The organism is Acinetobacter sp. P1332 (assembly GCF_044057475.1).
GTDB lineage: Bacteria > Pseudomonadota > Gammaproteobacteria > Pseudomonadales > Moraxellaceae > Acinetobacter > Acinetobacter johnsonii.
The window spans coordinates 1,120,840-1,144,335 of the sequence record NZ_CP171157.1; the positions used below are offsets into that span (position 1 = coordinate 1,120,840).

Consider the following 23,496-nt stretch of genomic DNA (forward strand, 5'->3'; position numbering starts at 1 on the left):
TCTTGTTGTTATGCCGTCGTCTTGATCCAGACTGGACTGTGTTTATTTAAAAAAGCATTTAAGCCACTTTTCGCCTCTGATCCTTGGCGTACATGGGCAATATGTTGTGCTGTTTGCAACAATAATGCTTCGGTTAACACTTGCTGGTCGACCATTTGGATGAGTTGTTTTGAAGACGTTTGTGCTTCTGGCCCACCCAAAAGTAAGGCATCGACCATTTCTGCGACTTTTTCATCTAACTGTTCAGCATCGGCCACTACATGCGCCAGACCAATGTGTAGGGCTTGCTCCGCAGAAATACGCTCTGCGGTTAAAAAGTAGCGTGAAGCCTGACGTGCACCAATCGCACGAATCACATAAGGGCTAATGGTTGAAGGGGCTAAACCTAAGCGCACTTCAGAGGTTGCAAACTTAGCATCACTGCTTGCGACACAAATATCACAGGCAGAAGCCAGGCCCATCCCACCACCAAAAGCAATGCCTTGCACACGGGCAATGGTTGGTTGTTTTAATGTTGCTAAACTTTGTAGCATTTTCGCCAGTTTTAATGCATCGGCTTCATTTTCAGCCTGTGAGGCTTGTCCTGCTTCTTTCATCCAGTTCAGGTCAGCACCCGCTGAGAAGCTTTTGCCACGTCCAGCTAAAATCACCACACGTACATCATCACGTGTGTTGAGTTCGCTAAAGCAGCGGTGCAGTTCTTCAATCACTTGAGTATTGAAGGCATTATGCATTTCTGCACGATTAATCCATACCGTTGCCACTTGGTCGCGTTGTTCGAGTTGTAAATATTGAAAGCTCATCACTCATCTCCTACATGCGGAACACGCCGAATTTGGTCGGTTGGATGGGTGCATTTAAGGCTGCGGCTAAACTTAAACCGAGCACCTGACGGCTTTGTGCAGGATCAATCACACCGTCATCCCACAAACGCGCCGATGCATAATATGGATGGCCTTGGCGTTCAAATTGGTCACGGAAGGGCTGTTTAAAATCATCTTCTTCTGCCGCAGACCAAGACTCGCCACGTTTTTCGATTTGATCACGCTTTAAGGTCGACAATACACTTGCCGCTTGTTCACCACCCATAACCGAAATACGCGAGTTCGGCCATGTCCACATGAAGCGTGGAGAATAGGCACGACCACACATACCGTAGTTGCCTGCACCAAATGAACCACCAATCACAAGGGTAAGTTTCGGGACATTTGCGGTTGCAACAGCCATGACCAGTTTGGCGCCATTTTTGGCAATGCCTTCATTTTCGTATTGGCGACCGACCATAAAGCCAGTAATGTTTTGAAGGAACAGTAGGGGAATATTGCGCTGCGTACAGAGCTCAATAAAGTGAGCCCCTTTTTGTGCAGACTCTGAAAATAAAATACCGTTGTTGGCAATAATGCCAACGGGCATGCCATATATTTTGGCAAAACCTGTGACTAAGGTGGTGCCAAAGCGAGCTTTGAATTCATCAAAACGTGAACCATCGACAATGCGCGCAATCACTTCACGAATATCGAATGGCTTGCGTGCATCACTTGGCACAACACCATATAGTTCTGTTGCATCAAATAACGGTTCTTCAATCTCTGTTGCACGCGTATGTGGTGCTTTATTCAGGTTGGCTACGATGTTACGAGCAATGGCAATGGCATGTTCGTCGTTCTCAGCCAAATGATCCGCCACACCAGACAGGCGAGTATGCACATCACCACCACCTAAGTCTTCACTGCTAACCACTTCACCCGTTGCTGCTTTCACCAATGGTGGGCCACCTAAGAAAATCGTCCCTTGATTACGCACAATAATGGTTTCATCAGACATGGCAGGTACGTAAGCACCCCCAGCTGTACAGCTCCCCATGACCACCGCAATTTGGGCAATTCCCATGCTTGACATGCGTGCTTGGTTATAGAAAATACGGCCAAAGTGATCACGGTCAGGGAAAACTTCATCCTGCATCGGCAAATATGCACCGCCTGAGTCCACCAAATAAATACAGGGCAGATGGTTTTGCTCCGCAATTTCTTGAGCACGTAAGTGTTTTTTCACCGTCAATGGGTAGTACGTGCCGCCTTTCACTGTCGCATCGTTGGCGACGATCATGCAGGTCACACCATTGACCTGACCTACACCAGCAACGACACCAGCCGCAGGCACATCGTCTGCATAGACGTTTTGTGCTGCCAACTGACCAATTTCAAGGAATGCGGTGCCTACATCAATTAACTGATCAATACGATCACGTGCTAATAGTTTTCCGCGTGCCAAATGTTTTTGTCGCGCCGCTTCACCACCGCCTAAAGCAATTTGTTCTGCTTTTTGCTTTAAGTCATCGACCAAGCTTTGCATCGCGGTTTGGTTAGTTTTGAAGTCTTCACTTCGAATATTGATCTTGCTATGTAATTGATTCATCACGAACATCCTTGTCATTTTTATTGTTGTGGAGGGTTAAGCTGTTTCATTAAACAGTTCACGGCCAATCAACATACGGCGAATTTCAGAAGTTCCCGCGCCAATTTCATAGAGTTTTGCATCGCGCCATAGACGGCCTGCAGAAAATTCATTGATATAACCATTTCCACCTAAGGTCTGAATGGTTTCACCTGCCATCCATGTGGCTTTTTCCGCGGCATATAAAATTGCACTGGCTGCATCTTTACGTAGGCTACGGCTATGGTCAGCCTTGTCGCACTCAGCACCCACAGCATAAACCAACGCTTTACATGCCAACCAAGTCGAATACATATCGGCAATTTTGCCTTGCATCAACTGGAACTCACCGAGCGCTTGTCCGAATTGTTTACGGTCATGGATATACGGAATCACGGTGTCCATGCAGGCATCCATAATGCCTAAAGGACCTGCGCTTAAAACCGCACGCTCATAGTCCAAACCACTCATGAGCACTTTCGTGCCGTTTCCTACACCGCCCGTCACGTTTTCTTTTGGCACTTTCACGTTGTCAAAGAACAGGGGGTAAGTGTTCGAACCGCGCATACCTAACTTGTCTAAATGTGTGCCGTGGCTAAAACCTTCCATGCCTTTTTCTACAAGGAAAGCCGTCATGCCTTTAGCACCTGCATGCAGATCAGTTTTGGCATACACCACAAGTACATCAGCATCACCACCATTGGTGATCCACATTTTTGAACCATTTAACAGGAAGTGATCGCCACAATCTTCAGCTTTGAGTTTCATGCTGACTACGTCTGAGCCTGCGTTTGGTTCAGACATGGCAAGTGCACCGACATATTCACCTGAAATCAGCTTAGGTAAATAGCGCTGCTTTTGTTCTTCGCTGCCATTTCGGTTAATTTGATTCACACATAGGTTAGAATGTGCACCATAAGAAAGACCTATCGAAGCTGAAGCACGTGAGATTTCCTGCATGGCAATGATATGCGCTAAATAACCTAGGCCTGTACCGCCATATTCTTCACTGACGGTTAGACCGAGTAAGCCCATATCGCCAAATTTTTTCCACAACTGAGCCGGAAATTCGTTGTTCTGATCGACTTGTTGAGCAATAGGAGTAATTTCTTTGGCACAAAAAGCCGCAACGGAATCACGCAGTGCAATGAGTGTTTCATCTAAACCGAAATTTAAGCTTTGTAGGGTCATTTCTTCATTCGTCCTATGAGTGTATTTATTGTTCCTGATAAAGCATTTTTGTTGTGCTTGATTTTTACAATACATCGAATTTTTAAAAAAGTGAACTAAAATTCACAAATTGATTTACAATTCATTTTATCTGGTTGAGAATAGAATTATGAGTTATAAAAGATCATCGTTGATGCAAGAGCGAATGGAACAAAATCGTGAAGCGATTTTGCAATCCGCTCGTGAACTTATTGCTCAAGGGGGGATTAAAGACGCGCAAATTCAAGCAATTGCTGAACGCGCGGGTGTTTCGAGTGGTTTGGTGTATCGATACTTCGATAACAAAAGCCAAGTGTTAATTGAGGTTTTGTCTGAGGCCATTCAGCATGAGGTGAAAATTTTAAATCACATTGCTGAAAGTGAGCTTACGTCAAAACAGAAATTGGACAAGGCGGTAACCACGTTTGTGAAACGTGCCATGAATAGCCCCCAACTTGCGTATTCACTCATGTTTGAGCCAGTCGATGCTGAGTTAGAACATGAACGTTTTCGCAGTAAACAGCTGATTAAACAGAGCATCAAAGAAATACTGGCCGCAGGGAAAATTAACGGTGAGTTTGGATTTGAAGATTTAAATACCGCAGCACTTTGTGTGGTCGGCGCCATGACTTTTGTGGTGATTGAGCCTTTAAATCCGTCTCGAAATGTGATGTTTGATCAAAACTATAAAGACTACTTTGTGAAACAAATTGCCGAATTTTGTGTCAATGCAGTTCAGGTTCAGGAGGAAAAATAGTAGCAGGTGTGAACACAAAGGCTTGGTGTTTGAAGGGAAGTAGTCATAGAACAATTAAAGTTGAATAACAAGATTACAATGAATCAAGGAGATCGATTCGATGACACAAGAACGGTTAAGTTATGCCTATGGAACGAGCAGTCAGCCCCTATTAGGCATGACAATTGGTGAGAAATTTGATCAGGCTTGTCAGCAGTATGCGGAACAAGATGCTGTTGTCAGCCTGCATCAAAATGTCAGACTCACGTATAAGGAATTACAAGCTCAGGTCAATGCGTTTGCCTGTAGTTTACTAAAACTGGGCTTGAAGAAAGGCGATCGACTTGCGATTTGGTCACCGAACTGTGTGGAATGGACGATCACCCAGTTTGCTGCGTTTAAAGCGGGTATCATTTTAGTCAACTTGAACCCTGCCTATAAAAGTAATGAGCTCGAATATGTGTTGAATAAAGTTTCTTGTAAGGGCTTGGTCATTGCATCGCAATTTAAAAGCACGAATTATCAAGATATTCTAATGAAAATTGCACCTGAAATTAAAGGTGCTGAAAATAAAGTGTTAAAGGCAGAACGACTGCCACATTTGAAATATATTATTAAAATTGATGAAGAAGAGCATACGGGTTTGCATCGTTTTAGCGATTTGCTCACTCCCCCCAGCAAGAGACAGCTCAATCAATTAGAGCTCGTTGCAAGCGAATCGCAGTTTGATGAAACCATCAATATCCAGTTTACTTCGGGCACCACAGGTAACCCGAAAGGCACAATGCTGACACATAATAATATTTTAAATAATGGTTATTTTGTTGGTGAAGCCATTCACTTAAGTCCTGCCGATCGAGTCTGTATTTCTGTACCGCTCTTTCACTGTTTCGGTATGGTGATGGGTAATTTGGCCTGCATTACGCATGGTTCAACCATGGTCTATCCATCGGCGGTGTTTAATCCTTTAGAAACGTTAAAAGCCATTCAGCAAGAAAAATGTACGGCCGCATACGGTGTACCGACCATGTTCATTGCCATTTTAGAGCATGAACAGTTTGATGATTTTGATCTTTCTAGTTTACGTACAGGCATTATGGCGGGTAGTCCGTGCCCACGTGAAATTATGCAACGTGTTATTGATCGGATGCATATGTCTGAAATTACCATTTGCTATGGTATGACTGAAACAGCACCTGTCAGTGCACAAAGTTCAACTTCAGATTCAGTTGAACAACGAGTCGGAACCGTTGGGCGCGTCCATCCACATCTTGAAATTAAAATTGTAGATGAACAAGGCAAAGTTGTGCCGCGCGGCCAGTTGGGTGAACTGTGTGTTCGTGGCTATTCGGTAATGTTGGGGTATTGGGAAGACCATGAAAAATCGCAAGAAGTGATTGATTCAGCACGCTGGATGCATACAGGTGACATCGCAGAAATGGACGAAGCAGGCTTTGTGAAAATTAAAGGCCGAATTAAGGATGTGGTCATACGTGGTGGAGAAAACCTATTCCCGAAAGAAATCGAAGACTTTTTATATACCCATCCTGATGTCAGCGATGTCCAAGTCATAGGTCTGCCAGATGCGCGTTATGGTGAAGAATTGTGTGCTTGTATTATTTTACATGAGCATCATGAAATTACTGAAGAGTCGATCCGTCAGTACTGTGCTGAACATATTTCACACAATAAAGTTCCACGTTATGTCCGGTTTTTTAATGAGTTCCCAATGACGGCTTCGGGCAAAGCGCAGAAGTTTAAATTGCAGGAATTTATGCGTAATGAACTGGATTTGAAAGAAATCGCATAAGGTTGAAGACGGACTTTCCTTTGCTGGGTTAAAGCCAAAGGAAAGTCCGAAGTGAAAAGCAAAAGGAATAGCATATGCACCTGAGAAATGATTGGACTCGCGCTGAAATACAAGCACTCTACCAACAGCCTTTTTTAGATTTGGTCTTTCAAGCACAGCAAATTCATCGTCAGTACTTTGAAGCGAATGCGATTCAAGTCAGTACTTTACTATCGATCAAAACAGGCAAATGCCCTGAAGACTGCAAATACTGTTCACAGTCTGCGCGTTATGACTCAAAGCTCGAAGCTGAAAAAAGAATTGCGGTTGAAAAGGTCATTAGTGAAGCACAGCAGGCGAAAGCCTCAGGTTCTACTCGGTTTTGTATGGGCGCAGCATGGCGAAATCCACATGAACGCGATATGCCTTATGTCTTGGATATGGTGCGTGAAGTCAAAGCATTGGGTTTAGAAACCTGTATGACCCTAGGCATGCTGAATATCTCCCAAGCCGAACGTTTAAAAGGTGCAGGACTCGATTATTACAACCATAACTTAGACACGTCTCGTGAGTACTATCCAAATGTGATTAGTACCCGCAGCTTTGACGATCGTCTAGATACCTTAAGTCATGTTCGAGAAGCAGGCTTAAAAGTGTGTAGTGGCGGGATTGTTGGCCTAGGTGAAGAGACCAAAGATCGAATTGGATTACTGTTTGAATTGGCGACTTTACCGATACATCCTGAGTCTGTGCCGATCAACATGTTGGTTCCAATGCAAGGTACGCCTTTGGCAGAAGTTGAAAAGTTAGATGTGACCGAGTGGATTCGCACTATTGCAGTAGCGCGCATCATTATGCCGAAAAGCTATATTCGTCTGTCCGCGGGACGTGAATCGTTGTCCGATGCCGACCAAGCTTTGGCTTTTATGGCAGGTGCAAATTCGCTGTTTTCTGGTGAGAAATTGCTGACTACGCCAAATACAGCACAAGGCAAGGATCAACAACTCTTTCAAAAACTGGGTTTACATGCAGAAAAAGCCAAACCGCAACTTGCTGAGTTAACGGTCGATGCTATGGCTGTGGCTTAAGTGCTAGAACATGCGGTGATGAACGTGTAGATTTAGGGCGGTGAATAAAAGTAGATGAGTGAACAATAAAATGGCGAAAGACTTTCAGAGTCAAACTGTAGTGGATGGTTATGATCAACATATTCGTAAGCTCATTCCAGGTTATGAGTTGGTTCATCTGCAAATTCAAGCCATTTTAAAAACACATCTACCAAAACATGCGCACGTATTGATTGTGGGGTGTGGTACAGGTTATGAGCTTTCATATTTGTTGGCGCAGCATCCAACTTGGAGTTTTACCGCGGTTGACCCATCTTTGACCATGATTGAAAAAGCGCAGCAGTTATTGAACACGACCCATGGTGATTTAACACGGGTTCGCTTTGTGCATGGCGATACAACCGCATTACCGGAAAATGCACAGTTTGATGCAGCTTTGGCTATATTGGTGGCGCACTTTATACCACTGCCAGAAAAGACCTTTTTCTTTGCCGATATTTTGCGCTGTTTGAAAACGCAAGCGATATTACTCAGCTATGATCTTATGCATTCAAGCCATGAAACTGAACTCGTGGTTCTACAAAACCTGTGTCAGCGCATTGGACTGACAGTAGTACAAAGTGAAAAGATGCTCGAGCGCCTGCAACAAGATTTTTATTTGGTTTCGGCCAGCCAGATGCGAGAGCTTCTGACTAAAGTTGGATTTAATGAAGTGCGAATTTATAGTCAACTGTTGAATTATTATGGTTTTTTTTCACAAAAGTAAAAACCAATGGCAGTAAAAAGATACATTTTAAAGATAAGAGTGAAGGAATATACATGGCAGCCTATTATCAACTTTTAAATCGTGAACAGCACAGTGATGGGAGCTGTACGGCGTCTTATCTGTCCAATATTCATGCACAAGGCGCATGGAATCCGCATGAACAGCACATGGCACCTGCAACAGGGGTTTTGTGTGCGGAGTTAGAGCAGTTTCAAACACGCCATGAGATGCGCATTGGACGCGTGAGTTTAGATATTTTTGGACTGATCGCTTTTGGTGAGTTTACCGTGCATACCCGTGTCATTCGTGCTGGAAAAACCATTGAAATGATCGAGGCGGAAATGAAAGCAAACGGGAAGACTTGTATTGTGGCCCGTGCTTGGAAAATGATGAAGCAAGATACCAGTGCAATTGCAGGGCTGGAAGATCAACCGATTGTAGATCCTGAAACTTTGCCAGTATGGGATGGGATGAAATGTTGGCCGGGTGGTTATATCCAGAGTATTGAGACACGTGCAGCAGAAGGGCACCGTGCGGGTAAAGGCATTGTTTGGTTACATAATGATTTGGACATGGTGGAAGGTCAGGACACATCGAGTTTTGTGCGCTTATTGGGCATGGTCGATACAGCCAACGGTATTGTCCCACGTCAAAATCCAGCATCTGGATGGGGCTTTCCCAATTTAGACCTACAACTGCATTTATACCGTTTACCCCAAGGGAAATGGTTAGGTTTGGAAGCGACGCAGCAATATGGTGATGATGGTATCGGTTTAACCAGTGCGGTTTTGCACGATGAGCAAGGGCCATTTGGTCGTAGTGAACAGATTTTGACCCTGCGTAAGTTTTAGTGGGTCAGTGTTAATTTAATAAAAAAGGATGAATTGCTTCATCCTTTTTTTATTGGCATGCTGTAGGCACTTTAAAATAGTGAAATGAAGATGCGGATCAGTTTAATTGGAGCGGGACGGGTGGCTCATCATTTGGCCAAAGCCCTGATGTCTCAGCATGAAATCATCAATATTTATAGCCGAAGCTTCGACAAAGCTGCGGATTTAGCGCAAGTCGCACATGCAAAGGCGGTCAGTCATTTTAAGCAGTTAAATGTTGATGTGGATTTGGTGATGATTGCAGTAAGTGATCAGTCTATTCCGAATGTGATTTCGGCATTGACTGAATATCTGCCGAATGTGTTGATTGTACATACTTCAGGGAGTACAGCTCTTTCAGTTTTGTCGACGAAACATGCACGTGCAGGAGTTTTTTATCCCTTACAGACCTTTAGCTTAGAACGTGAAATTGATTGGTCAAATACACCGTTGTTTGTAGAAGCCACTGAAAATACGGATCTTCAAAGACTACATACACTGGCAGAAAGCCTGAGCCAACGCGTGTATAGCTACAGCTCTGCACAGCGTCTAAGTTTGCATTTAGCGGCTGTCTTTGCCTGTAATTTTAGTAATTATTGTTATGACATGGCGAAACAAGTGGTGGATGCAGAGCAGGTCGATTTTAGTCTGTTATACCCCTTGATTTTAGAAACCGCGCAGAAAGTCACACAGAATGACCCGAAGCAGATGCAAACTGGCCCTGCGATGCGTCAGGATCAGAATATTCTACAGATGCATCAACAGATGCTTGCACAAGTTCAACGAGAAAATCTTGCCGAAGTGTATGCCTTAATGAGTCAGCAAATCAGTCAACGTCACAGTTAACATTTAAAATAAGAAACGATGATGCAAGCCACAAAGAACAAGCAAAGCCACTGAAAACGTGGCTTTTTTTATGTCCTAAGATTCGGTACAGTATTGCTTAAAATAAATACAAACAAATAGAGGGCGTATGCGTTCACATTCATTATTAGAACAAGTGCAGTGGAAAGATCTCGTACAGTTAGGCCGTACCGATGTTGTCAGTGAGTTATTTATTTCTTTACCGTGGTTGATTGTCTCTTTCATTTTTGCAAGTTTACAGTGGTATGTCTTGGCGCTGTTTTGCTCGTTTATGTTTTTCTTAACAGGACTCAGACAGGTGCATAACGCTTTTCATTTTGCCCTAGGTATTAGCCGTCCTGCGACTCATTGGGTCATGTTTTTTTTGAGCATCGTCATGCTCGGCTCGATGCATGCTGTACAAATTAATCACCTGCGTCACCATCAGCATTGCATGCAGGAAGAAGATATTGAAGCGAAAAGTGCAACCATGAAGTGGTGGCAAGCTTTGCTTTTTGGCCCAGTTTTTCCATGGATGTTGCATAAAAAAGCCTTTGAGGTTGGGACTAAAACCCAGAAAAAATGGATGTCTGCTGAACTGGTTGCCAACGTCATTGTATTGTTTTTGGTTTTTGTGATCTTGGATATCAGTATTTTAAAATATCATGTCAGTGCCATGTTAATTGGGCAATGTATGACGGCGTTTTTTGCGGTGTGGACGGTACATCATGATACAGAAGATCATGTGTATATGGCGCGTACAGTGCGTAATGAGTTTAAACGGGTCGTGACCTATAACATGTTTTATCATGTGGAGCATCATTTGTTTCCCGCAGTGCCGACACGACGTTTACATATTTTGGCAAAACGCTTGGATGAACATGATCCAACGGTTGAAATTCGACATGTGTTTTAATCATTTCAAAATAAAAAATAGGGCACTAAGCCCTATTTTTTTAAACACAAAACTTATTTAATTTTCTTAAATAAGAAGTCGTTGATCTTATGACCCTCTTCGAGTCCACGACGTTCAAATTTAGTTTGTGGACGCCAGTCTGGACGTGGGTAGCTGTTGCCTTTACCTGCCATATTTTCAAGATTTGGACGGTTATCGAGTACATCAATCATCCACTCTGCATACGGCTCCCAGTCAGTTGCTGCGTGGAATGTGCCACCCATTTCCAACTTTTGCTCAACCAGTGGCATACGGTCATGTGACACGAAGCGACGTTTGAAGTGACGTTTTTTCTGCCATGGGTCTGGGAAGTACAGTTGCACAGCATTGATGCTGTTGTCTGGCATTTCACGTAAGACTTGAATAGCATCTGCATCTAAAAGACGAAGATTGGTTAAGCCTGCAATTCCAGCTTCATACACACATTGCGCGATCCCTGGAACATGCACTTCAATCCCGACGTAGTTACGTTCAGGGTTGGCCTGCGCCATCAAGACCAATGAACGTCCCATACCAAAGCCAATTTCAACCGTGAGCGGACGCTCTGGATGTTCAAACTGCTGGCGTAGGTCACCTACAGGGTATTCCAAAATCATGTGACCATATTGTTCAAGCGCAGTACGTTGCGAGGTATTCAGCGGAGATGAACGACGCATAAATGTCACAATTTCGCGGTGTTCATTTAAGTTGTCTAGCTCGACGACTTGCTGGTCTAATTGATCATTCGTCATAATTTTGGCAGATGTAGAAATTCGAAAGCGGTATTGTAAGTCCTGAGCAGGACAAGTCAAATTTTTTACTCAGAATTTATTAAATTCAGCACCACCATGTTTGCGCAGCCTAGAAATTGTCATCATTTATTAATCATGATGTAACGAATAAAAATTAACCTGCCAGCTGATTTAACCAACTGATAAAAAAATGATGAAAAATTTTAAGCCACAGATATTAAGCCTGAGCCTGATTTTGGCGGGTTGTTCCTTTCCTGCCTATGCACAGTTATTGTTTAGTCAGTATGTAGATGGAACTTCAAATAAGAAAGGATTGGAAATTTATAATCCAGATCCGACGACGGTCAACTTGGCAGAATATCAGATCAAGCAATACGCAAATGGCAGTAACAGTGCAAATTTGACGGTGAGTTTGACAGGGCAATTGGCAGCAAAGGGGCATTATCTAGTCGGGCATTCTGCTTTAAAAGAAGCTCTAGGCGATACGGTGCAACAGCAGGCGAACTTAGCTTTCAATGGTGACGATGCTTTGGTGCTTTATCATAATGGCGTTGCGATTGACCGCTTTGGCACAGTGGGTGAAAGACCAAGCACTGGATGGGGTAGTGTTGCAACAGCGAATAGTTTTAAACGCACACTATTAAGTAATAATGTATCCAGTGCAGGGATTGACGTTAGCGCACCGTTTGATTTGGCATCGGCATGGGAAAAATGGTCAGACCGAAATGCATTTTCCAGTTATCTTGCTGGAAATACGGCACCCCCTCTAAGCTCCGTGAGCTGTAGTACGACAGCGACCCCAATTGCGACATTGCAAAGTGCAGCGCAAGAGGAGGAATATGTGGTGAAAGGCGTAATTACGGCAGATTATCGTTATAACAATGGTTTCTCAGGTTTCTTTGTCCAAACCCCAGATGCTCAAGCCAAAGCCAATAGCAGTAATGCGGTGTTTGTCTATGTTCCTTCTTCAAGTAGTGTGACAGGTGGTCAAGTGGGGCAGGAAGTCATTTTCAAAGGCAAGTTAAAAACCTATCAAAACCAATTACAGCTTCAAGATTTAAGTAGCGATATTAATGTCTGTAATCCTTCGGCAAGTGATTGGGTTAAACCAACGGCGATCAATTTGCCTTTTGATAGTTTGACTGAAATGTCAGGTCATGCACCAAAACGCTATCAGGGCATGTTGGTGAACATCCCTCAAACGCTCACGGTCAGTGAAAACTATAACTATGGGCGTTTTGGAGAACTGGCTTTAAGCCCTGCGCGTTTATATATTCCAACCAATTTATATCCTGCCCATTCAACCGAAGCCAAAGCACTGGCACAACAGAATTTGCGTTCTAAACTTATTTTGGATGATGGCTATAACAATCAGAACAGAACGCCGTGGTTGCCAACTTCCTTTAGTGCTAAAAACACCCTACGTACAGGTGCACAACTGCAAAATGTACAAGGCATTTTAGAATACCGCTATAACCAATGGCGAATTCAACCTGTGCTTGGTGCAACAGCGCCACAAGTCTTAGACGCGACAAACCCACGTGCAAGCGTTCCAGCAAAGGCTACACAGCAAGTTCGTGTTGCAGCATTTAATGTACTGAATTATGACAATGGTTTGGCACAAGGTTTTCCAACTGAACGTGGTGCAAGTTCCGAAGCTGAGTTTAAAAAGCAACATCAGAAAATTGTCAGTGCATTAAAAGCGATTGATGCGGATGTTTATGGTCTGATGGAAATTGCCAACAATGGTTATGGCGAGCGTAGTGCAGTTGCTTATTTAGCCCAAGCGCTGGGGAGTGACTGGAAATATGTAACGCCTCCGAATGCTGACAAACTTGGAACCGATGCGATTGCTGTTGCCATTATTTATAACGCTAAGCGCGTCAAACCAATCAATGTTGCAGCGGTCTTTGATGACCAGAGTCAGAAAAATCGAGTCACGATGGCGCAAACCTTTCAAGCCTTATCAGGCGGGAAGACTTTTACGGTTATTCCCAACCATTTGAAGTCTAAAGGTAGCTGTCCAGATGATAAAACCTCAATAGAGGCAGATCAGGGCGATGGTCAAGGTTGCTGGAATCCAACCCGCGTTAAAGCGGTACAAGCGTTAATGCAGTGGGTCGCGAAGAATCCAACACAGGTGAGTAAACCGAATGTCTTACTGTTAGGTGATCTGAACAGTTATGCCAAAGAAGATCCCATTTTGGCGCTTGAACAAGCCAACTATAAAGTATTGTTGAATGATGAAAAAATTGGTCAGGGGAAAGCAGCTTATAGCTATGTTTTCGGCGTAGCCAGTAATGCTCAAGGTTATGGTGGTGCAGGCAATTTAGATCATGCGATTGCTGATGTAGCACTTTATCCTTTGGTGAAAAAAGCATTTGCATGGCATATCAATGCGGATGAGCCGACCGCATTAGACTATAACGAAGAATATAAAACGGAGGAGCAAATTGCTGCATTCTATGCAGACGATGCTTACCGCTCTTCTGACCATGACCCTGTGATTGTGGATTTAGACTTAAACGATGCAGTGGTTAACGATGATGATAAAACCCATGCCGGAAGTACAGGGCTGTGGTCTGCATTAGGGTTAATTGGTTTGGCCTTGTATGGCAGTCTAAGACGTCGCAAGAATCAGTCTTAACTCGCTTTATGGATAATAGTAAAAGGGCGTCATCGCCCTTTTGTTTTGTCTATGGTTTGAACTTTATGAGCTGATACGGTCAATGAGGGTGCTGCTGGCTTCATTTAAGCCTAACACCTCGACCACTACACCGTGGGCTTCAAACTTTTCAATTACAGCATTTAACATTTGGACTGAAGTCATATCCCAAATATGTGCATGGCTGAGTTCAATTTCAACCTTCTGAATATGTTCATTAAAGTCAAAAAACTGAAAGAATTTCTCTGAACTACTAAAGAAAATTTGACCGCTTACTAGATAGCGACGGGTATGGTTATGTAGTTCCGACTGGACATGAACCGTACTTTCCAGCTTGTTAATGAAAAATAATGCAGACAGTAAAACTCCGACAAAGACACCTAAGGCAAGATTATGTGTGGCTAAGACAATGATCACGACACTGAGCATCACTACATTACTTTGTAGCGGGTGTTTAGCGATGTTTTTAACTGAGTCCCATTGGAAGGTTGTAAATGCCACCATGATCATGATTGCAACCAGCGCCGCAATTGGAATATAGGACAGCCAGTCTTTAAAAAACACCACCAAACACAGTAAAAACACACCAGCCACTAAGGTTGAAAGTCGAGTACGTGCACCTGAGCTGACATTAATCACAGACTGTCCAATCATGGCACAGCCTGCCATACCGCCCATAAAACCGCTCACAATATTGGCCATACCTTGTCCGCGACATTCTTGATGACGGTCACCTTCAGTGCCTGTAACTTCATTTACCACCGTGGTGGTCATCATTGTTTCAAGCAAACCGACGGTCGCTAATGTGATGGCGTAAGGGAAGACAATTTGCAGCGTTTCAAGGGTTAGTGGAATATCAGGAAGTAGAAAAATAGGTAAAGTATCGGGAAAATGCCCTAAGTCACTGACCATACGCATATCCGTGCCTAAAAACAGCGCCAAAGCAGTCAGGACAAGAATACAAATAAGTGGTGAGGGAATGTTTTTTCCCACTTTAGGTAGATAGGGAAACAGATAAATTACCGTGAGGCCAAGAGCGACAAATGCATAGCCCCAGTAATTCATTTGGCTGAGCTCTGGAAGTTGTGCCACGAAGATTAAAATCGCTAGCGCATTTAAAAAACCATACACCACTGACTGCGACACAAAACGCATCAGTTTGGCAACTTTAAAATAACCCGCAACGATCTGAATGACACCTGTGAGAATGGTTGCCGCCAGTAAATACTGTAGGCCATGCTCTTTGACCAGTGTGATCATGAGTAGGGCCATCGCACCTGTTGCTGCTGAAATCATGGCTGGACGACCGCCAAAAAAAGCAATGCTCACTGCGATACAAAAGGAGGCATACAGTCCGACTTGAGGGTCTACACCTGCAATTGCTGAAAAAGCAATAGATTCGGGAATCAGGGCAAGTCCTACCACTAAACCTGCTAGAACATCGGTACGAATGTTAGAAAACCATTCATCTTTTTTAAGGCTAATCACAGATCAAATTCATTTTAGGGTCAAGGGGGCTATGTTAAAACAACTCTGTTGCAAATTGCAGTGTTGTTGTACTTGAAAAAAAATGTGAATTAGACAATATTCAATAGGCGAACGAATGATTTTTCGTTTACGCTTTTTTGCAATTTACAGGTTTTGATCACTTGAAAGTTTGTTAGAAGCCATTTAAAACAGAGAATAGAGTTATAACAAGGATCAGATATGAAGCTTTATTATGCACCGGGTGCGTGCTCGCTTGCGGCGCACATTATCCTCAATGAAATTAATGTTGACTTTGATTTAGTCCGAGTAGATTTAAAAACACATAAAACAGAAAAAGGTGCTGATTATTACGAAATTAATCCAAAAGGATATGTACCCGCTTTAGAAATTAATCCAGGTTTGATTCTGACTGAAAATGTAGCCATTTTGCCATTTTTAGCACAACATGATCCAAAACAAGATCTTATTCCGCCATCGGGTTTGGGGCGTGCCAAAGTTTTAGAATGGTTAGGTTATTTAAACTCTGAATTGCACGATGCTTATGCCGTTTTCTTTGGTGCGCCATTAGATACAGCTGCCAAAGAAAAAGCTTATGCAGAGATTGATCGTTTACTCAGTTATATCGATAAACAAATTGGTGAGTCGGATCATGACTATTTGGTCGATGATAATTTTGGCCCTGCGGATGCATATTTATTTGTCCTCACCAATTGGTCAAATGGCATCGAACATGATTTATCACCGTATAAAAATATTATCTTTATTCGTAATAAAGTGGCTGAACGTCAGTCAGTACAAATTGCAATGCGAGATGAAGGTCTAATTCCTTAATTTTGATGCATTGAAGAAGCGCCGAAAGGCGCTTTTTTTATACTTTAAAGTTTATTGTTGATAATTAGTCAATAATATTTTGCAAATTCACTACTTTTTAGCGCTGAACAGAGTCTCTATAGTGCGTGCATAGATTTTGGCTTTTAGGCTCTTCCCATGAAAAATATTTTATTAATTAATGGTGCGAAAACTTTTGCACACTCAAATGGTCAGTTGAACGATACCTTAACTGAACTTGCACAAGAGGTGTTGTCAGACTTAGGACATCAGGTTCAAGTGACACGCGCCGACAGCGAATATGATGCAAAAGTTGAAGTGGAGAAATTTCTGTGGGCAGACACCGTGATTTACCAAATGCCGGGTTGGTGGATGGGTGCGCCGTGGACTGTGAAAAAGTATATCGATGATGTCTTTACCGAAGGGCACGGTAGTCTGTATGCCAATGATGGTCGCTCACGTGCAGATGCTTCAAAAAAGTATGGTTCAGGCGGTCTGATTCACGATAAAAACTATATGCTGTCGTTGACGTGGAATGCGCCGATGGATGCATTTAACGACGCTGAACAATTTTTTCATGGGGTTGGGGTCGACGGGGTTTATTTACCTTTTCACAAAGCCAATCAATTTTTAGGGATGCAAACCTTACCGACTTTTATTGTCAATGATGTGATTAAAGCACCTGAAGTTGAAGCCTATATGGCACAGTACCGTGACCATTTGACGCAAGTTTTTGCTTAATTGGGAGATGCGAGTATGTTAACTGTCATTGCTGAAATTATTTGTCATTCAGAGCAAGATTTTAAAACGGTTCTTGATTCATTCAACAACATCCGTGAGCAAGTATTACAAGAGCCCGGTTGCCATCTCTATGATGTGTATATCGACCATCCTGCTGTTGAGAGTGCATTACAAACCAAAGTACCGTTTTCAATCATGATGTATGAAAAATGGGAAAGCATGAAGCATTTAGAAACACATATGCACAGTGTCAATATGCAGCAACATGCTCAAGCAACCGAAGGTGCAGTTGCTCATGTACAAATTCGTATTTTAGAAGCGCAATAAGTGATGCATATGAGTTTGACAGCGCTTTTCTTCGCTCTGTTTATTTAAACTCCAGTGGCTCATTGAACTGAACCTGTTCGAGTTTCAATGTGTAGCGCTGTTTGAGTGTTGTCCATTGAACTTTGACAGGTTGAGTGCTTTCAGCAAACTCATTTTGGCCTGTCGTACTTTTTACTTTGCCTGTCATAAAGTTGATACTTCGCACCGTGATGTCGCCTGATGCACGGTGGAAATCATCGACATCATAACCAATCAGTTTAAATGCACGGTCTTGGTATCGGAAGGTATACGTGTGATTGGTCACATACCACGAACCACAGCTTAACCAGTAGTGCAGATGAATTTTGAGCACACCTTTTTGAATGCTTAACGCTTCAGTCTCACCGAGTGGATCAGCGAGGCAAGGGGACTCTATGTCACCTTCTGTCGGCAAAGTAGTATTAGTCGCCGCAAGTTGATAACCATGCGTTTGCTTCAATAAAACCAAAAGCTTTCGTTCATTGATATTGAGGACATCACTCCCTAAACGATCATTTTTAACAATATGTTCAGGATTGGTGTCTTCAATAATCAGGGCAATATCCGCTTGACCATCTTGGTTTAAATCGCCTTGGACTTTTTCTAAAATCTTCCAGTTTTTTGGCACAAAAGATTGGTAGCTTGTTTTGAGAGTCGGTTTTTCCTCTACTTTGGCCCAAGCATTGCTTGTGAGTGTTATGAAAAATAGGGTGTTGAGTATGAGTGTTGGTCTGATCCATTTTTGCATGGGCATCGTTTCCTCTCATTTTTATATGGTTATAGATATTTGAAGATGGATATTATTGAGTGTATCAAAGAGTATGGCGGAATGTCCCTACAAGCTAAGTCAGCATAAAATACTGACTTTATATTGAAATAAATAAAAAAGGACTCCGAAGAATCCTTTTTATCGCTTAAAACAGATTAAGAGATTATTTAAAGAAATAACCTGTTTCTGGTGAGCTTGCATTGGCCATACGTTTGCGAGGCATACGACCTGCGAGGAACGCTTCTCGACCCGCTTCAACTGCTTTTTTCATAGCAGAAGCCATTAAAATTGGCTGCTGAGCGACAGCAATCGCGGTATTCATCAACACGCCATCACAGCCGAGTTCCATGGCAATGGCTGCATCGCTTGCCGTTCCCACACCAGCATCCACCAATACTGGTACTTTGGCATTTTCTTTAATAATAGAAATCGTGTGTGGATTCAAAATTCCTAGACCAGAACCAATCAAACTGCCTAAAGGCATGATGGCAACGCAGCCCATGCTTTCAAGTTCTTGTGCCACAATTGGGTCATCCGAGGTATAGACCATGATTTCAAAACCATCGTCAATCAAGGTACGTGCCGCTTTCAATGTTTCGGTAATGTTTGGATATAGCGTTTTTTCATCGCCTAATACTTCAAGCTTGACCAAGTTATGACCGTCTAATAATTCACGCGCCAACATACAGGTACGCACGGCACTATTGGCATCAAAGCAGCCTGCTGTATTCGGGAGAATGGTGTATTTTTCAGGTGGGACCACGGACAATAAGTTTGGTTCGTCGGGGTGTTGACCAATATTGACGCGACGAATCGCAACCGTCACGATTTCTGCGCCACTGGCTTGGATGGCTAAATCGGTTTCTTGCAGGTCTTTATATTTACCTGTGCCCACCAGTAGACGAGATTGAAATGATCTAGAACCAATGATGAGAGGGCTGTCTTGCATGTGAACTCCGTATTAACCGCCACCGACGGCATGAATAATTTCAATTCGATCCATTGCACAAATTGGGGTGTATTCCAATTTACTTTTACTAATAATGTTTTCATTTTGCTCAACAGCAAAACGTTTGCCTTCAAGTGCAAAGGTTTGCACCAGTTCAAGCAGGTTTTTACATTCGGTGTGCTGTAGTTCGCCGTTTAAATAAATCTGCATCGTGCTCATCCCTAGTTGTTTACTTGGCATATTTCATGGCATTCCATGCCAGAATCAACCAACCTGCAATCATCAATGCCCCACCAATCGGGGTAATCGCACCTAGGCCACGCGGTAAGCCCAATGCCATAACATAGAGGGAACCACAGAAAAAGAAGATGCCGACTTGAATCACTAAAAAGCTGGTTTTGATGGGAAGTTGCGGGATGACTTTGGCCAAAATACCAAGCGCCAGTAAACCAAGCGCATGATAAAAAAAGTAATCAGTTGCAGTTTGCCACCAAGCCAATTGGGCTTCAGTAGCACGTGCTTTGAGACCATGTGCACCAAAGGCACCTAATATAACGGCAAACGCTAAATTCAGAGCTGAAATCGCAATCCACATATGCAATGCTTTACTTATATCACTGTGCGCAACAAAATAGCATATTTTGAAGAAAGGTTAAAAGACAAAAAGCCTCATTTATTGGTAAAAAGAAAAGGGCATTTCGCCCTTTTCTGTATTGGTATCATCTTAGTTCGATGACATCGCCACTTTAATTTTTTCCATGGCATTTTTTTCAAGCTGACGAATACGTTCGGCCGAAACATTATATTCAGCAGCCAGTTCGTGCAGCGTCGATTTTTCATCATCTAACCAACGGCGCTGTAAAATATTACGCGAACGGTCATCAAGCTGTTCCATCGCATCATGCAAAGCATTGGTGCTCTGTTCTTCGTAATCTTCTTCTTCAGCCAAACGCGCTGGGTCGTAGCGGTTATCTTCAAGGTAAAGCGCAGGTGCAACATGGGTTGAACCTTCATCGTCATCATCGCCCTGAACTTCAAACGCTGCATCATAAGCAGTTAAACGACCTTCCATTTCTAACACCTGTTCAGGTGTCACATTGAGGTCATTTGCAATCGATTGAGCTTCTTTTAGAGTGAGCTTTTTAGACGATTTTTTTAGACTACGTAAATTAAAGAACAGTTTACGCTGTGCTTTAGTCGTCGCAATTTTGACAATACGCCAGTTACGAATCACATATTCGTGAATTTCTGCTTTAATCCAGTGCACCGCAAAAGAAACCAAGCGTACGCCCATGTTTGGGTCGAAGCGTTTAACGGCTTTCATTAAGCCCAAGTTACCTTCTTGAATGAGGTCACCTTGAGGTAAGCCGTAGCCTGCATAACTGCGGGCAATATGAACCACAAAACGCAGATGCGACATGACTAAAAGTTTAGCGGCATCGAGGTCTTGGTCATAATAGTAGCGTTCAGCTAACTCTTTTTCTTGTTCCGCTGTCAAAATCGGGATTTGGTTGACAGTACTAATATAAGCGCCCAAGTTTACACCTGGTGCCGATAATGACAGGGGCATCAATTGATTGCTGCTGTCACTCATGTGTTCTCCTTAGGGATTTCATTTTTACCCAACAATTGAATTTATCTTAATCCAATCTTCCACTGAATAACGGAAAATTGGGTATAGAAATGTAAACTTTTATGCAAATGTGAATAGACTTAGTGTAATTGAAAAGAATTAAGATTCAATGAAGTAGTGAAATTCATGCTCATTAATTTGTTTCAAAACGCAAGTTAAATGATGGATTTCGCAATAACGCGTGATATCGATCTGACTGTGCGGATCAGACGATTTTAATAGAAAATGCTGCGCCGGACTCTTCTTAAGTGCGCGTTTAAGCAACAACAGAGGCATAGGACATGGTTGCCCCATTGCATCAATAATGTTGGTATTTTGTTCGATATCACTCATATAGCTTAGTAAGGCTTCACAACATTTAGGTGGGTAGAAATATTAGCAAATTCAGTGCCAAAACCCAAATATTTCATGTGTTATAGGCCTATAGTCGCTATATCCAAAATTACAAATAACTAGTTAAAAAATATGCTGAATTAAAAAGACGATTAATCAAAAAAAAGGGTATGAATTGTTTTTAACCCATGTTAAGCTCGTCGCGTACTGGGATTTAACACAACCATAAATTGTTTTAAATCCTATTTTACAAATGGATGTAACCGGGATTTTGTTAATAGTTATACAGAATGATTACAAGCTTAGAAATAATAAATATTTTTAAACCTTGTTTGGTCTGCTGTTTGCAACACCGGGTGGTCCTTCTTTTAGATACAATGAGGATTAACTTATGACAGCTCGTGAACAAGGCGTAGTTAAATGGTTCAACGACACTAAAGGCTTCGGCTTTATCCAACGCAATGGCGGCGACGATGTATTCGTTCACTTCCGTGCAATCCAAGGCGACGGCCACCGTTCACTACGTGACGGCCAACGCGTTGAATTCAGCGTTGTAAAAGGTCAAAAAGGCTTCCAAGCTGAAGAAGTACAACCTTTAGACTAATTGTCTGAACGTACTTTAAAACGCCCCAATGTAAATTGGGGCGTTTTTGTTTATACTACAGATCAATTTTCGTGATTTTTCGTCAGAGCGCACTTATATGTCATCAGGTTTTGAAACCTTAAATTTACATCCTCAACTTAAACGAGCTATTGATGCTTTAGGTTTTAAGGATATGACGCCTATTCAGCAAAAGGTTTTAAAATTCACTTTGGCGGGACACGATGCAATTGGTCGTGCGCAAACAGGGACTGGTAAAACAGCGGCATTTTTGGTGAGCGTGATTAACGACTTGCTGAACAACCCAATTCAAGAGCAGCGCTACCGCGGTGAACCTCGCGCCTTGATTTTAGCACCGACTCGAGAACTTGCACTGCAAATTGAAAGCGATGCGAAAGAACTCACAAAATTCTCAGATTTACATGTCGTGACGCTTTTAGGCGGCGTTGACTTTGATAAACAAAAAGCACAACTCGATAAAAAACCTGTCGATATTATGGTGGCGACGCCAGGTCGTCTGATTGACTTTGTTGAGCAAAAAGAAGTTTGGCTCGACCAGATTGAGTTTTTAGTGATTGATGAAGCCGATCGCTTATTGGATATGGGCTTTATTCCTTCAGTCAAACGCATTGTTCGTTTCTCACCGCGTAAGGAACAGCGTCAAACTCTGATGTTCTCTGCAACGTTTAGTTACGATGTTTTAAACCTTGCGCAGCAGTGGTTGTTTGAACCTGTAACTGTTGAAATTGAGCCAGAGAAGAAGACCAATGCGGACGTTGAACAACGTGTCTACATGGTCGCAAAGTCTGATAAATATAAATTGCTACAAGACATTCTGCGTGATGAGCCCATTGAAAAAGTGATGATTTTCGCAAATCGTCGCGATCAAGTGCGTAAACTCTATGACAACTTAAAGCGTGATGGCTATAAAGTGGTGATGTTGTCAGGTGAAATCGCACAAGACAAACGTTTGAAAATGCTGGATCAATTTAAAAATGGTCAACATAACATCATGATTGCAACCGATGTTGCAGGTCGTGGTATCCATGTGGATGGTGTATCGCATGTGGTGAATTTCACCTTACCTGAACAGTCGGATGACTATGTACACCGTATTGGTCGTACAGGTCGTGCAGGTACGCGTGGTGTGAGTATTAGTTTCTTATCTGAAGATGATGCATTCTATCTACCAGAAATTGAAAAAGCCATTGGGCAAAAACTACCACTGACACGTTTAGAAGGTTATTGCTAATCGTTTGACGTGATTGGTGTAAAAAAAACCGCTCAGATGAGCGGTTTTTTTGATGGTATCTTTATTTTGCTTTACACGAAAAAGTCAGGATTGTTTGATAGTCACTGTCTTGGTTAATGCCTGAGTTTGTACCCGAAATAGAACCCAGTACTGAAGCAGCTGCTTGGATCATTTTTCCAGTTTCATCGCTCACCACGCCTTTTAAAGCGCCTTGATATTCGGTTTTTTCATCACTCACAATCGCCGTTGCTTTAGAGCCACACGTTTTAGCTGCTGCTTCAATGGCGTTGTTTTTTGCAATCAATGCAGTTTTACCAATACCCGTAACTTCGTATTGATTGTCAGCTTTTTGGATCGCTAAAGAGTTGCTTGGTGTCGATGCGCAAGCGCTTAGAAGTAGTGTTAGTGCTGCTGCTCCAGCAATAGCGATATTCTTTTTCATTTCATACCCCAGTCATGTTTTATTAAATCATTGTTTATTGGAACATAGCTTG

General features: G+C 42.6%; 25 protein-coding genes. 13 read left to right on the top strand and 12 right to left on the bottom strand.

What is annotated here, in order from left to right; translation table 11 throughout:
* Positions 1-8: 8 nt before the first annotated feature.
* The 3 genes from ACFN7Z_RS05410 to ACFN7Z_RS05420 are packed head-to-tail and all read right to left on the bottom strand — an operon-like array spanning position 9 to position 3,624.
* The gene (locus ACFN7Z_RS05410) at positions 9-803 is read right to left on the bottom strand and encodes an enoyl-CoA hydratase/isomerase family protein (RefSeq protein WP_010327113.1); all 795 of its coding nucleotides are present in this window, start codon (positions 801-803) and stop codon (positions 9-11) included.
* Positions 804-813: 10 nt separating this feature from the next.
* Positions 814-2,415 (bottom strand): carboxyl transferase domain-containing protein, encoded by a 1,602-nt coding sequence (locus ACFN7Z_RS05415; protein ID WP_010327112.1) that lies wholly within the window; start codon positions 2,413-2,415, stop codon positions 814-816.
* 36 nt (positions 2,416-2,451) lie between these two features.
* The gene (locus tag ACFN7Z_RS05420) at positions 2,452-3,624 is read right to left on the bottom strand and encodes an isovaleryl-CoA dehydrogenase (RefSeq protein ID WP_395442593.1); all 1,173 of its coding nucleotides are present in this window, start codon (positions 3,622-3,624) and stop codon (positions 2,452-2,454) included.
* Between the two features lie 148 nt (positions 3,625-3,772).
* Between ACFN7Z_RS05420 and ACFN7Z_RS05425 the strand changes: the two genes are divergently transcribed.
* From ACFN7Z_RS05425 to ACFN7Z_RS05455, 7 genes are all read left to right on the top strand, one after another.
* Positions 3,773-4,399 (top strand): TetR/AcrR family transcriptional regulator, encoded by a 627-nt coding sequence (locus tag ACFN7Z_RS05425; RefSeq protein ID WP_029575068.1) that lies wholly within the window; start codon positions 3,773-3,775, stop codon positions 4,397-4,399.
* A gap of 100 nt (positions 4,400-4,499) precedes the next feature.
* Entirely contained in the window at positions 4,500-6,188 is a 1,689-nt protein-coding gene (locus ACFN7Z_RS05430) for an AMP-binding protein (protein ID WP_005400597.1), read from the top strand.
* Positions 6,189-6,262: 74 nt separating this feature from the next.
* Entirely contained in the window at positions 6,263-7,255 is a 993-nt protein-coding gene (gene bioB / locus ACFN7Z_RS05435) for a biotin synthase BioB (protein WP_010327109.1), read from the top strand.
* 70 nt (positions 7,256-7,325) lie between these two features.
* Positions 7,326-8,000, top strand: a complete 675-nt coding sequence (locus ACFN7Z_RS05440; protein WP_010327108.1) for a class I SAM-dependent methyltransferase — start codon at positions 7,326-7,328, stop codon at positions 7,998-8,000.
* Positions 8,001-8,053: 53 nt separating this feature from the next.
* Complete coding sequence (locus ACFN7Z_RS05445) at positions 8,054-8,851, top strand: thioesterase family protein (RefSeq protein ID WP_159151649.1); 798 nt, start codon at positions 8,054-8,056, stop codon at positions 8,849-8,851.
* A 90-nt stretch (positions 8,852-8,941) separates the two neighbouring features.
* Positions 8,942-9,715: a Rossmann-like and DUF2520 domain-containing protein gene (locus ACFN7Z_RS05450; protein WP_010327106.1), complete on the top strand. Its 774-nt coding sequence runs from the start codon at positions 8,942-8,944 to the stop codon at positions 9,713-9,715.
* A gap of 127 nt (positions 9,716-9,842) precedes the next feature.
* On the top strand, positions 9,843-10,628 hold the full coding sequence (locus ACFN7Z_RS05455) for a fatty acid desaturase (RefSeq protein WP_010327105.1): 786 nt from the start codon (positions 9,843-9,845) through the stop codon (positions 10,626-10,628).
* Between the two features lie 53 nt (positions 10,629-10,681).
* On the opposite strand, the gene trmB is transcribed toward ACFN7Z_RS05455, so the two are convergent.
* The gene (gene trmB, locus ACFN7Z_RS05460; RefSeq protein ID WP_005400603.1) at positions 10,682-11,398 is read right to left on the bottom strand and encodes a tRNA (guanosine(46)-N7)-methyltransferase TrmB; all 717 of its coding nucleotides are present in this window, start codon (positions 11,396-11,398) and stop codon (positions 10,682-10,684) included.
* 193 nt (positions 11,399-11,591) lie between these two features.
* Here trmB and ACFN7Z_RS05465 point away from each other — a divergent pair, with 193 nt between their 5' ends.
* On the top strand, positions 11,592-14,045 hold the full coding sequence (locus ACFN7Z_RS05465; protein WP_010327104.1) for an ExeM/NucH family extracellular endonuclease: 2,454 nt from the start codon (positions 11,592-11,594) through the stop codon (positions 14,043-14,045).
* A 63-nt stretch (positions 14,046-14,108) separates the two neighbouring features.
* Here the strand turns inward: ACFN7Z_RS05465 and ACFN7Z_RS05470 are convergent, their stop codons facing one another.
* A complete protein-coding gene (locus ACFN7Z_RS05470; RefSeq protein WP_010327103.1) occupies positions 14,109-15,551 on the bottom strand; it encodes a SulP family inorganic anion transporter in 1,443 nt (480 codons plus the stop codon).
* A gap of 219 nt (positions 15,552-15,770) precedes the next feature.
* Here ACFN7Z_RS05470 and ACFN7Z_RS05475 point away from each other — a divergent pair, with 219 nt between their 5' ends.
* The 3 genes from ACFN7Z_RS05475 (at position 15,771) to ACFN7Z_RS05485 (ending at position 17,447) form a co-directional block, all read left to right on the top strand.
* Positions 15,771-16,382 carry a glutathione binding-like protein gene (locus ACFN7Z_RS05475; protein WP_004982251.1) on the top strand — a complete coding sequence of 204 codons (612 nt, stop codon included), beginning with the start codon at positions 15,771-15,773 and terminating at the stop codon, positions 16,380-16,382.
* Positions 16,383-16,538: 156 nt separating this feature from the next.
* Entirely contained in the window at positions 16,539-17,120 is a 582-nt protein-coding gene (locus tag ACFN7Z_RS05480; protein WP_010327102.1) for an NAD(P)H-dependent oxidoreductase, read from the top strand.
* A 15-nt stretch (positions 17,121-17,135) separates the two neighbouring features.
* Positions 17,136-17,447 (top strand): putative quinol monooxygenase, encoded by a 312-nt coding sequence (locus ACFN7Z_RS05485; protein WP_010327101.1) that lies wholly within the window; start codon positions 17,136-17,138, stop codon positions 17,445-17,447.
* A gap of 40 nt (positions 17,448-17,487) precedes the next feature.
* Here ACFN7Z_RS05485 and ACFN7Z_RS05490 read toward each other — a convergent pair whose 3' ends face one another.
* From ACFN7Z_RS05490 to ACFN7Z_RS05515, 6 genes are all read right to left on the bottom strand, one after another.
* Positions 17,488-18,213 (bottom strand): hypothetical protein, encoded by a 726-nt coding sequence (locus ACFN7Z_RS05490; protein WP_029575067.1) that lies wholly within the window; start codon positions 18,211-18,213, stop codon positions 17,488-17,490.
* A gap of 184 nt (positions 18,214-18,397) precedes the next feature.
* Positions 18,398-19,183, bottom strand: a complete 786-nt coding sequence (locus ACFN7Z_RS05495) for a thiazole synthase (RefSeq protein ID WP_010327099.1) — start codon at positions 19,181-19,183, stop codon at positions 18,398-18,400.
* 12 nt (positions 19,184-19,195) lie between these two features.
* Positions 19,196-19,393 carry a sulfur carrier protein ThiS gene (thiS, locus tag ACFN7Z_RS05500; RefSeq protein ID WP_005400611.1) on the bottom strand — a complete coding sequence of 66 codons (198 nt, stop codon included), beginning with the start codon at positions 19,391-19,393 and terminating at the stop codon, positions 19,196-19,198.
* Between the two features lie 19 nt (positions 19,394-19,412).
* Positions 19,413-19,778, bottom strand: a complete 366-nt coding sequence (locus ACFN7Z_RS05505) for a DUF423 domain-containing protein (protein ID WP_010327098.1) — start codon at positions 19,776-19,778, stop codon at positions 19,413-19,415.
* A gap of 129 nt (positions 19,779-19,907) precedes the next feature.
* A complete protein-coding gene (rpoH, locus tag ACFN7Z_RS05510) occupies positions 19,908-20,777 on the bottom strand; it encodes an RNA polymerase sigma factor RpoH (protein ID WP_395442594.1) in 870 nt (289 codons plus the stop codon).
* A 138-nt stretch (positions 20,778-20,915) separates the two neighbouring features.
* Positions 20,916-21,149: a sulfurtransferase TusA family protein gene (locus ACFN7Z_RS05515; RefSeq protein WP_004696251.1), complete on the bottom strand. Its 234-nt coding sequence runs from the start codon at positions 21,147-21,149 to the stop codon at positions 20,916-20,918.
* A gap of 391 nt (positions 21,150-21,540) precedes the next feature.
* Here ACFN7Z_RS05515 and ACFN7Z_RS05520 point away from each other — a divergent pair, with 391 nt between their 5' ends.
* Together ACFN7Z_RS05520 and rhlB are read left to right on the top strand one after the other, a co-directional pair.
* Entirely contained in the window at positions 21,541-21,753 is a 213-nt protein-coding gene (locus ACFN7Z_RS05520) for a cold-shock protein (RefSeq protein WP_004648643.1), read from the top strand.
* A 97-nt stretch (positions 21,754-21,850) separates the two neighbouring features.
* Positions 21,851-23,002 carry an ATP-dependent RNA helicase RhlB gene (rhlB, locus tag ACFN7Z_RS05525; RefSeq protein WP_005400612.1) on the top strand — a complete coding sequence of 384 codons (1,152 nt, stop codon included), beginning with the start codon at positions 21,851-21,853 and terminating at the stop codon, positions 23,000-23,002.
* A gap of 61 nt (positions 23,003-23,063) precedes the next feature.
* Here the strand turns inward: rhlB and ACFN7Z_RS05530 are convergent, their stop codons facing one another.
* Entirely contained in the window at positions 23,064-23,444 is a 381-nt protein-coding gene (locus tag ACFN7Z_RS05530; protein WP_004982234.1) for a hypothetical protein, read from the bottom strand.
* Between the last annotated feature and the right edge of the window lie 52 nt (positions 23,445-23,496).

Excerpts from the sequence above, each read along its gene's own strand:
- ACFN7Z_RS05410 (WP_010327113.1), bottom strand. The coding sequence starts at position 803 with ATGAGCTTTCAATATTTACAACTCGAACAACGCGACCAAGTGGCAACG.
- ACFN7Z_RS05415 (WP_010327112.1), bottom strand. The coding sequence starts at position 2,415 with ATGAATCAATTACATAGCAAGATCAATATTCGAAGTGAAGACTTCAAA.
- ACFN7Z_RS05420 (WP_395442593.1), bottom strand. The coding sequence starts at position 3,624 with ATGACCCTACAAAGCTTAAATTTCGGTTTAGATGAAACACTCATTGCA.
- ACFN7Z_RS05425 (WP_029575068.1), top strand. The coding sequence starts at position 3,773 with ATGAGTTATAAAAGATCATCGTTGATGCAAGAGCGAATGGAACAAAAT.
- ACFN7Z_RS05430 (WP_005400597.1), top strand. The coding sequence starts at position 4,500 with ATGACACAAGAACGGTTAAGTTATGCCTATGGAACGAGCAGTCAGCCC.
- bioB (WP_010327109.1), top strand. The coding sequence starts at position 6,263 with ATGCACCTGAGAAATGATTGGACTCGCGCTGAAATACAAGCACTCTAC.
- ACFN7Z_RS05440 (WP_010327108.1), top strand. The coding sequence starts at position 7,326 with ATGGCGAAAGACTTTCAGAGTCAAACTGTAGTGGATGGTTATGATCAA.
- ACFN7Z_RS05445 (WP_159151649.1), top strand. The coding sequence starts at position 8,054 with ATGGCAGCCTATTATCAACTTTTAAATCGTGAACAGCACAGTGATGGG.
- ACFN7Z_RS05450 (WP_010327106.1), top strand. The coding sequence starts at position 8,942 with ATGCGGATCAGTTTAATTGGAGCGGGACGGGTGGCTCATCATTTGGCC.
- ACFN7Z_RS05455 (WP_010327105.1), top strand. The coding sequence starts at position 9,843 with ATGCGTTCACATTCATTATTAGAACAAGTGCAGTGGAAAGATCTCGTA.
- trmB (WP_005400603.1), bottom strand. The coding sequence starts at position 11,398 with ATGACGAATGATCAATTAGACCAGCAAGTCGTCGAGCTAGACAACTTA.
- ACFN7Z_RS05465 (WP_010327104.1), top strand. The coding sequence starts at position 11,592 with ATGAAAAATTTTAAGCCACAGATATTAAGCCTGAGCCTGATTTTGGCG.
- ACFN7Z_RS05475 (WP_004982251.1), top strand. The coding sequence starts at position 15,771 with ATGAAGCTTTATTATGCACCGGGTGCGTGCTCGCTTGCGGCGCACATT.
- ACFN7Z_RS05480 (WP_010327102.1), top strand. The coding sequence starts at position 16,539 with ATGAAAAATATTTTATTAATTAATGGTGCGAAAACTTTTGCACACTCA.
- ACFN7Z_RS05485 (WP_010327101.1), top strand. The coding sequence starts at position 17,136 with ATGTTAACTGTCATTGCTGAAATTATTTGTCATTCAGAGCAAGATTTT.
- ACFN7Z_RS05490 (WP_029575067.1), bottom strand. The coding sequence starts at position 18,213 with ATGCAAAAATGGATCAGACCAACACTCATACTCAACACCCTATTTTTC.
- ACFN7Z_RS05495 (WP_010327099.1), bottom strand. The coding sequence starts at position 19,183 with ATGCAAGACAGCCCTCTCATCATTGGTTCTAGATCATTTCAATCTCGT.
- thiS (WP_005400611.1), bottom strand. The coding sequence starts at position 19,393 with ATGCAGATTTATTTAAACGGCGAACTACAGCACACCGAATGTAAAAAC.
- ACFN7Z_RS05505 (WP_010327098.1), bottom strand. The coding sequence starts at position 19,778 with ATGTGGATTGCGATTTCAGCTCTGAATTTAGCGTTTGCCGTTATATTA.
- rpoH (WP_395442594.1), bottom strand. The coding sequence starts at position 20,777 with ATGAGTGACAGCAGCAATCAATTGATGCCCCTGTCATTATCGGCACCA.
- ACFN7Z_RS05515 (WP_004696251.1), bottom strand. The coding sequence starts at position 21,149 with ATGAGTGATATCGAACAAAATACCAACATTATTGATGCAATGGGGCAA.
- ACFN7Z_RS05520 (WP_004648643.1), top strand. The coding sequence starts at position 21,541 with ATGACAGCTCGTGAACAAGGCGTAGTTAAATGGTTCAACGACACTAAA.
- rhlB (WP_005400612.1), top strand. The coding sequence starts at position 21,851 with ATGTCATCAGGTTTTGAAACCTTAAATTTACATCCTCAACTTAAACGA.
- ACFN7Z_RS05530 (WP_004982234.1), bottom strand. The coding sequence starts at position 23,444 with ATGAAAAAGAATATCGCTATTGCTGGAGCAGCAGCACTAACACTACTT.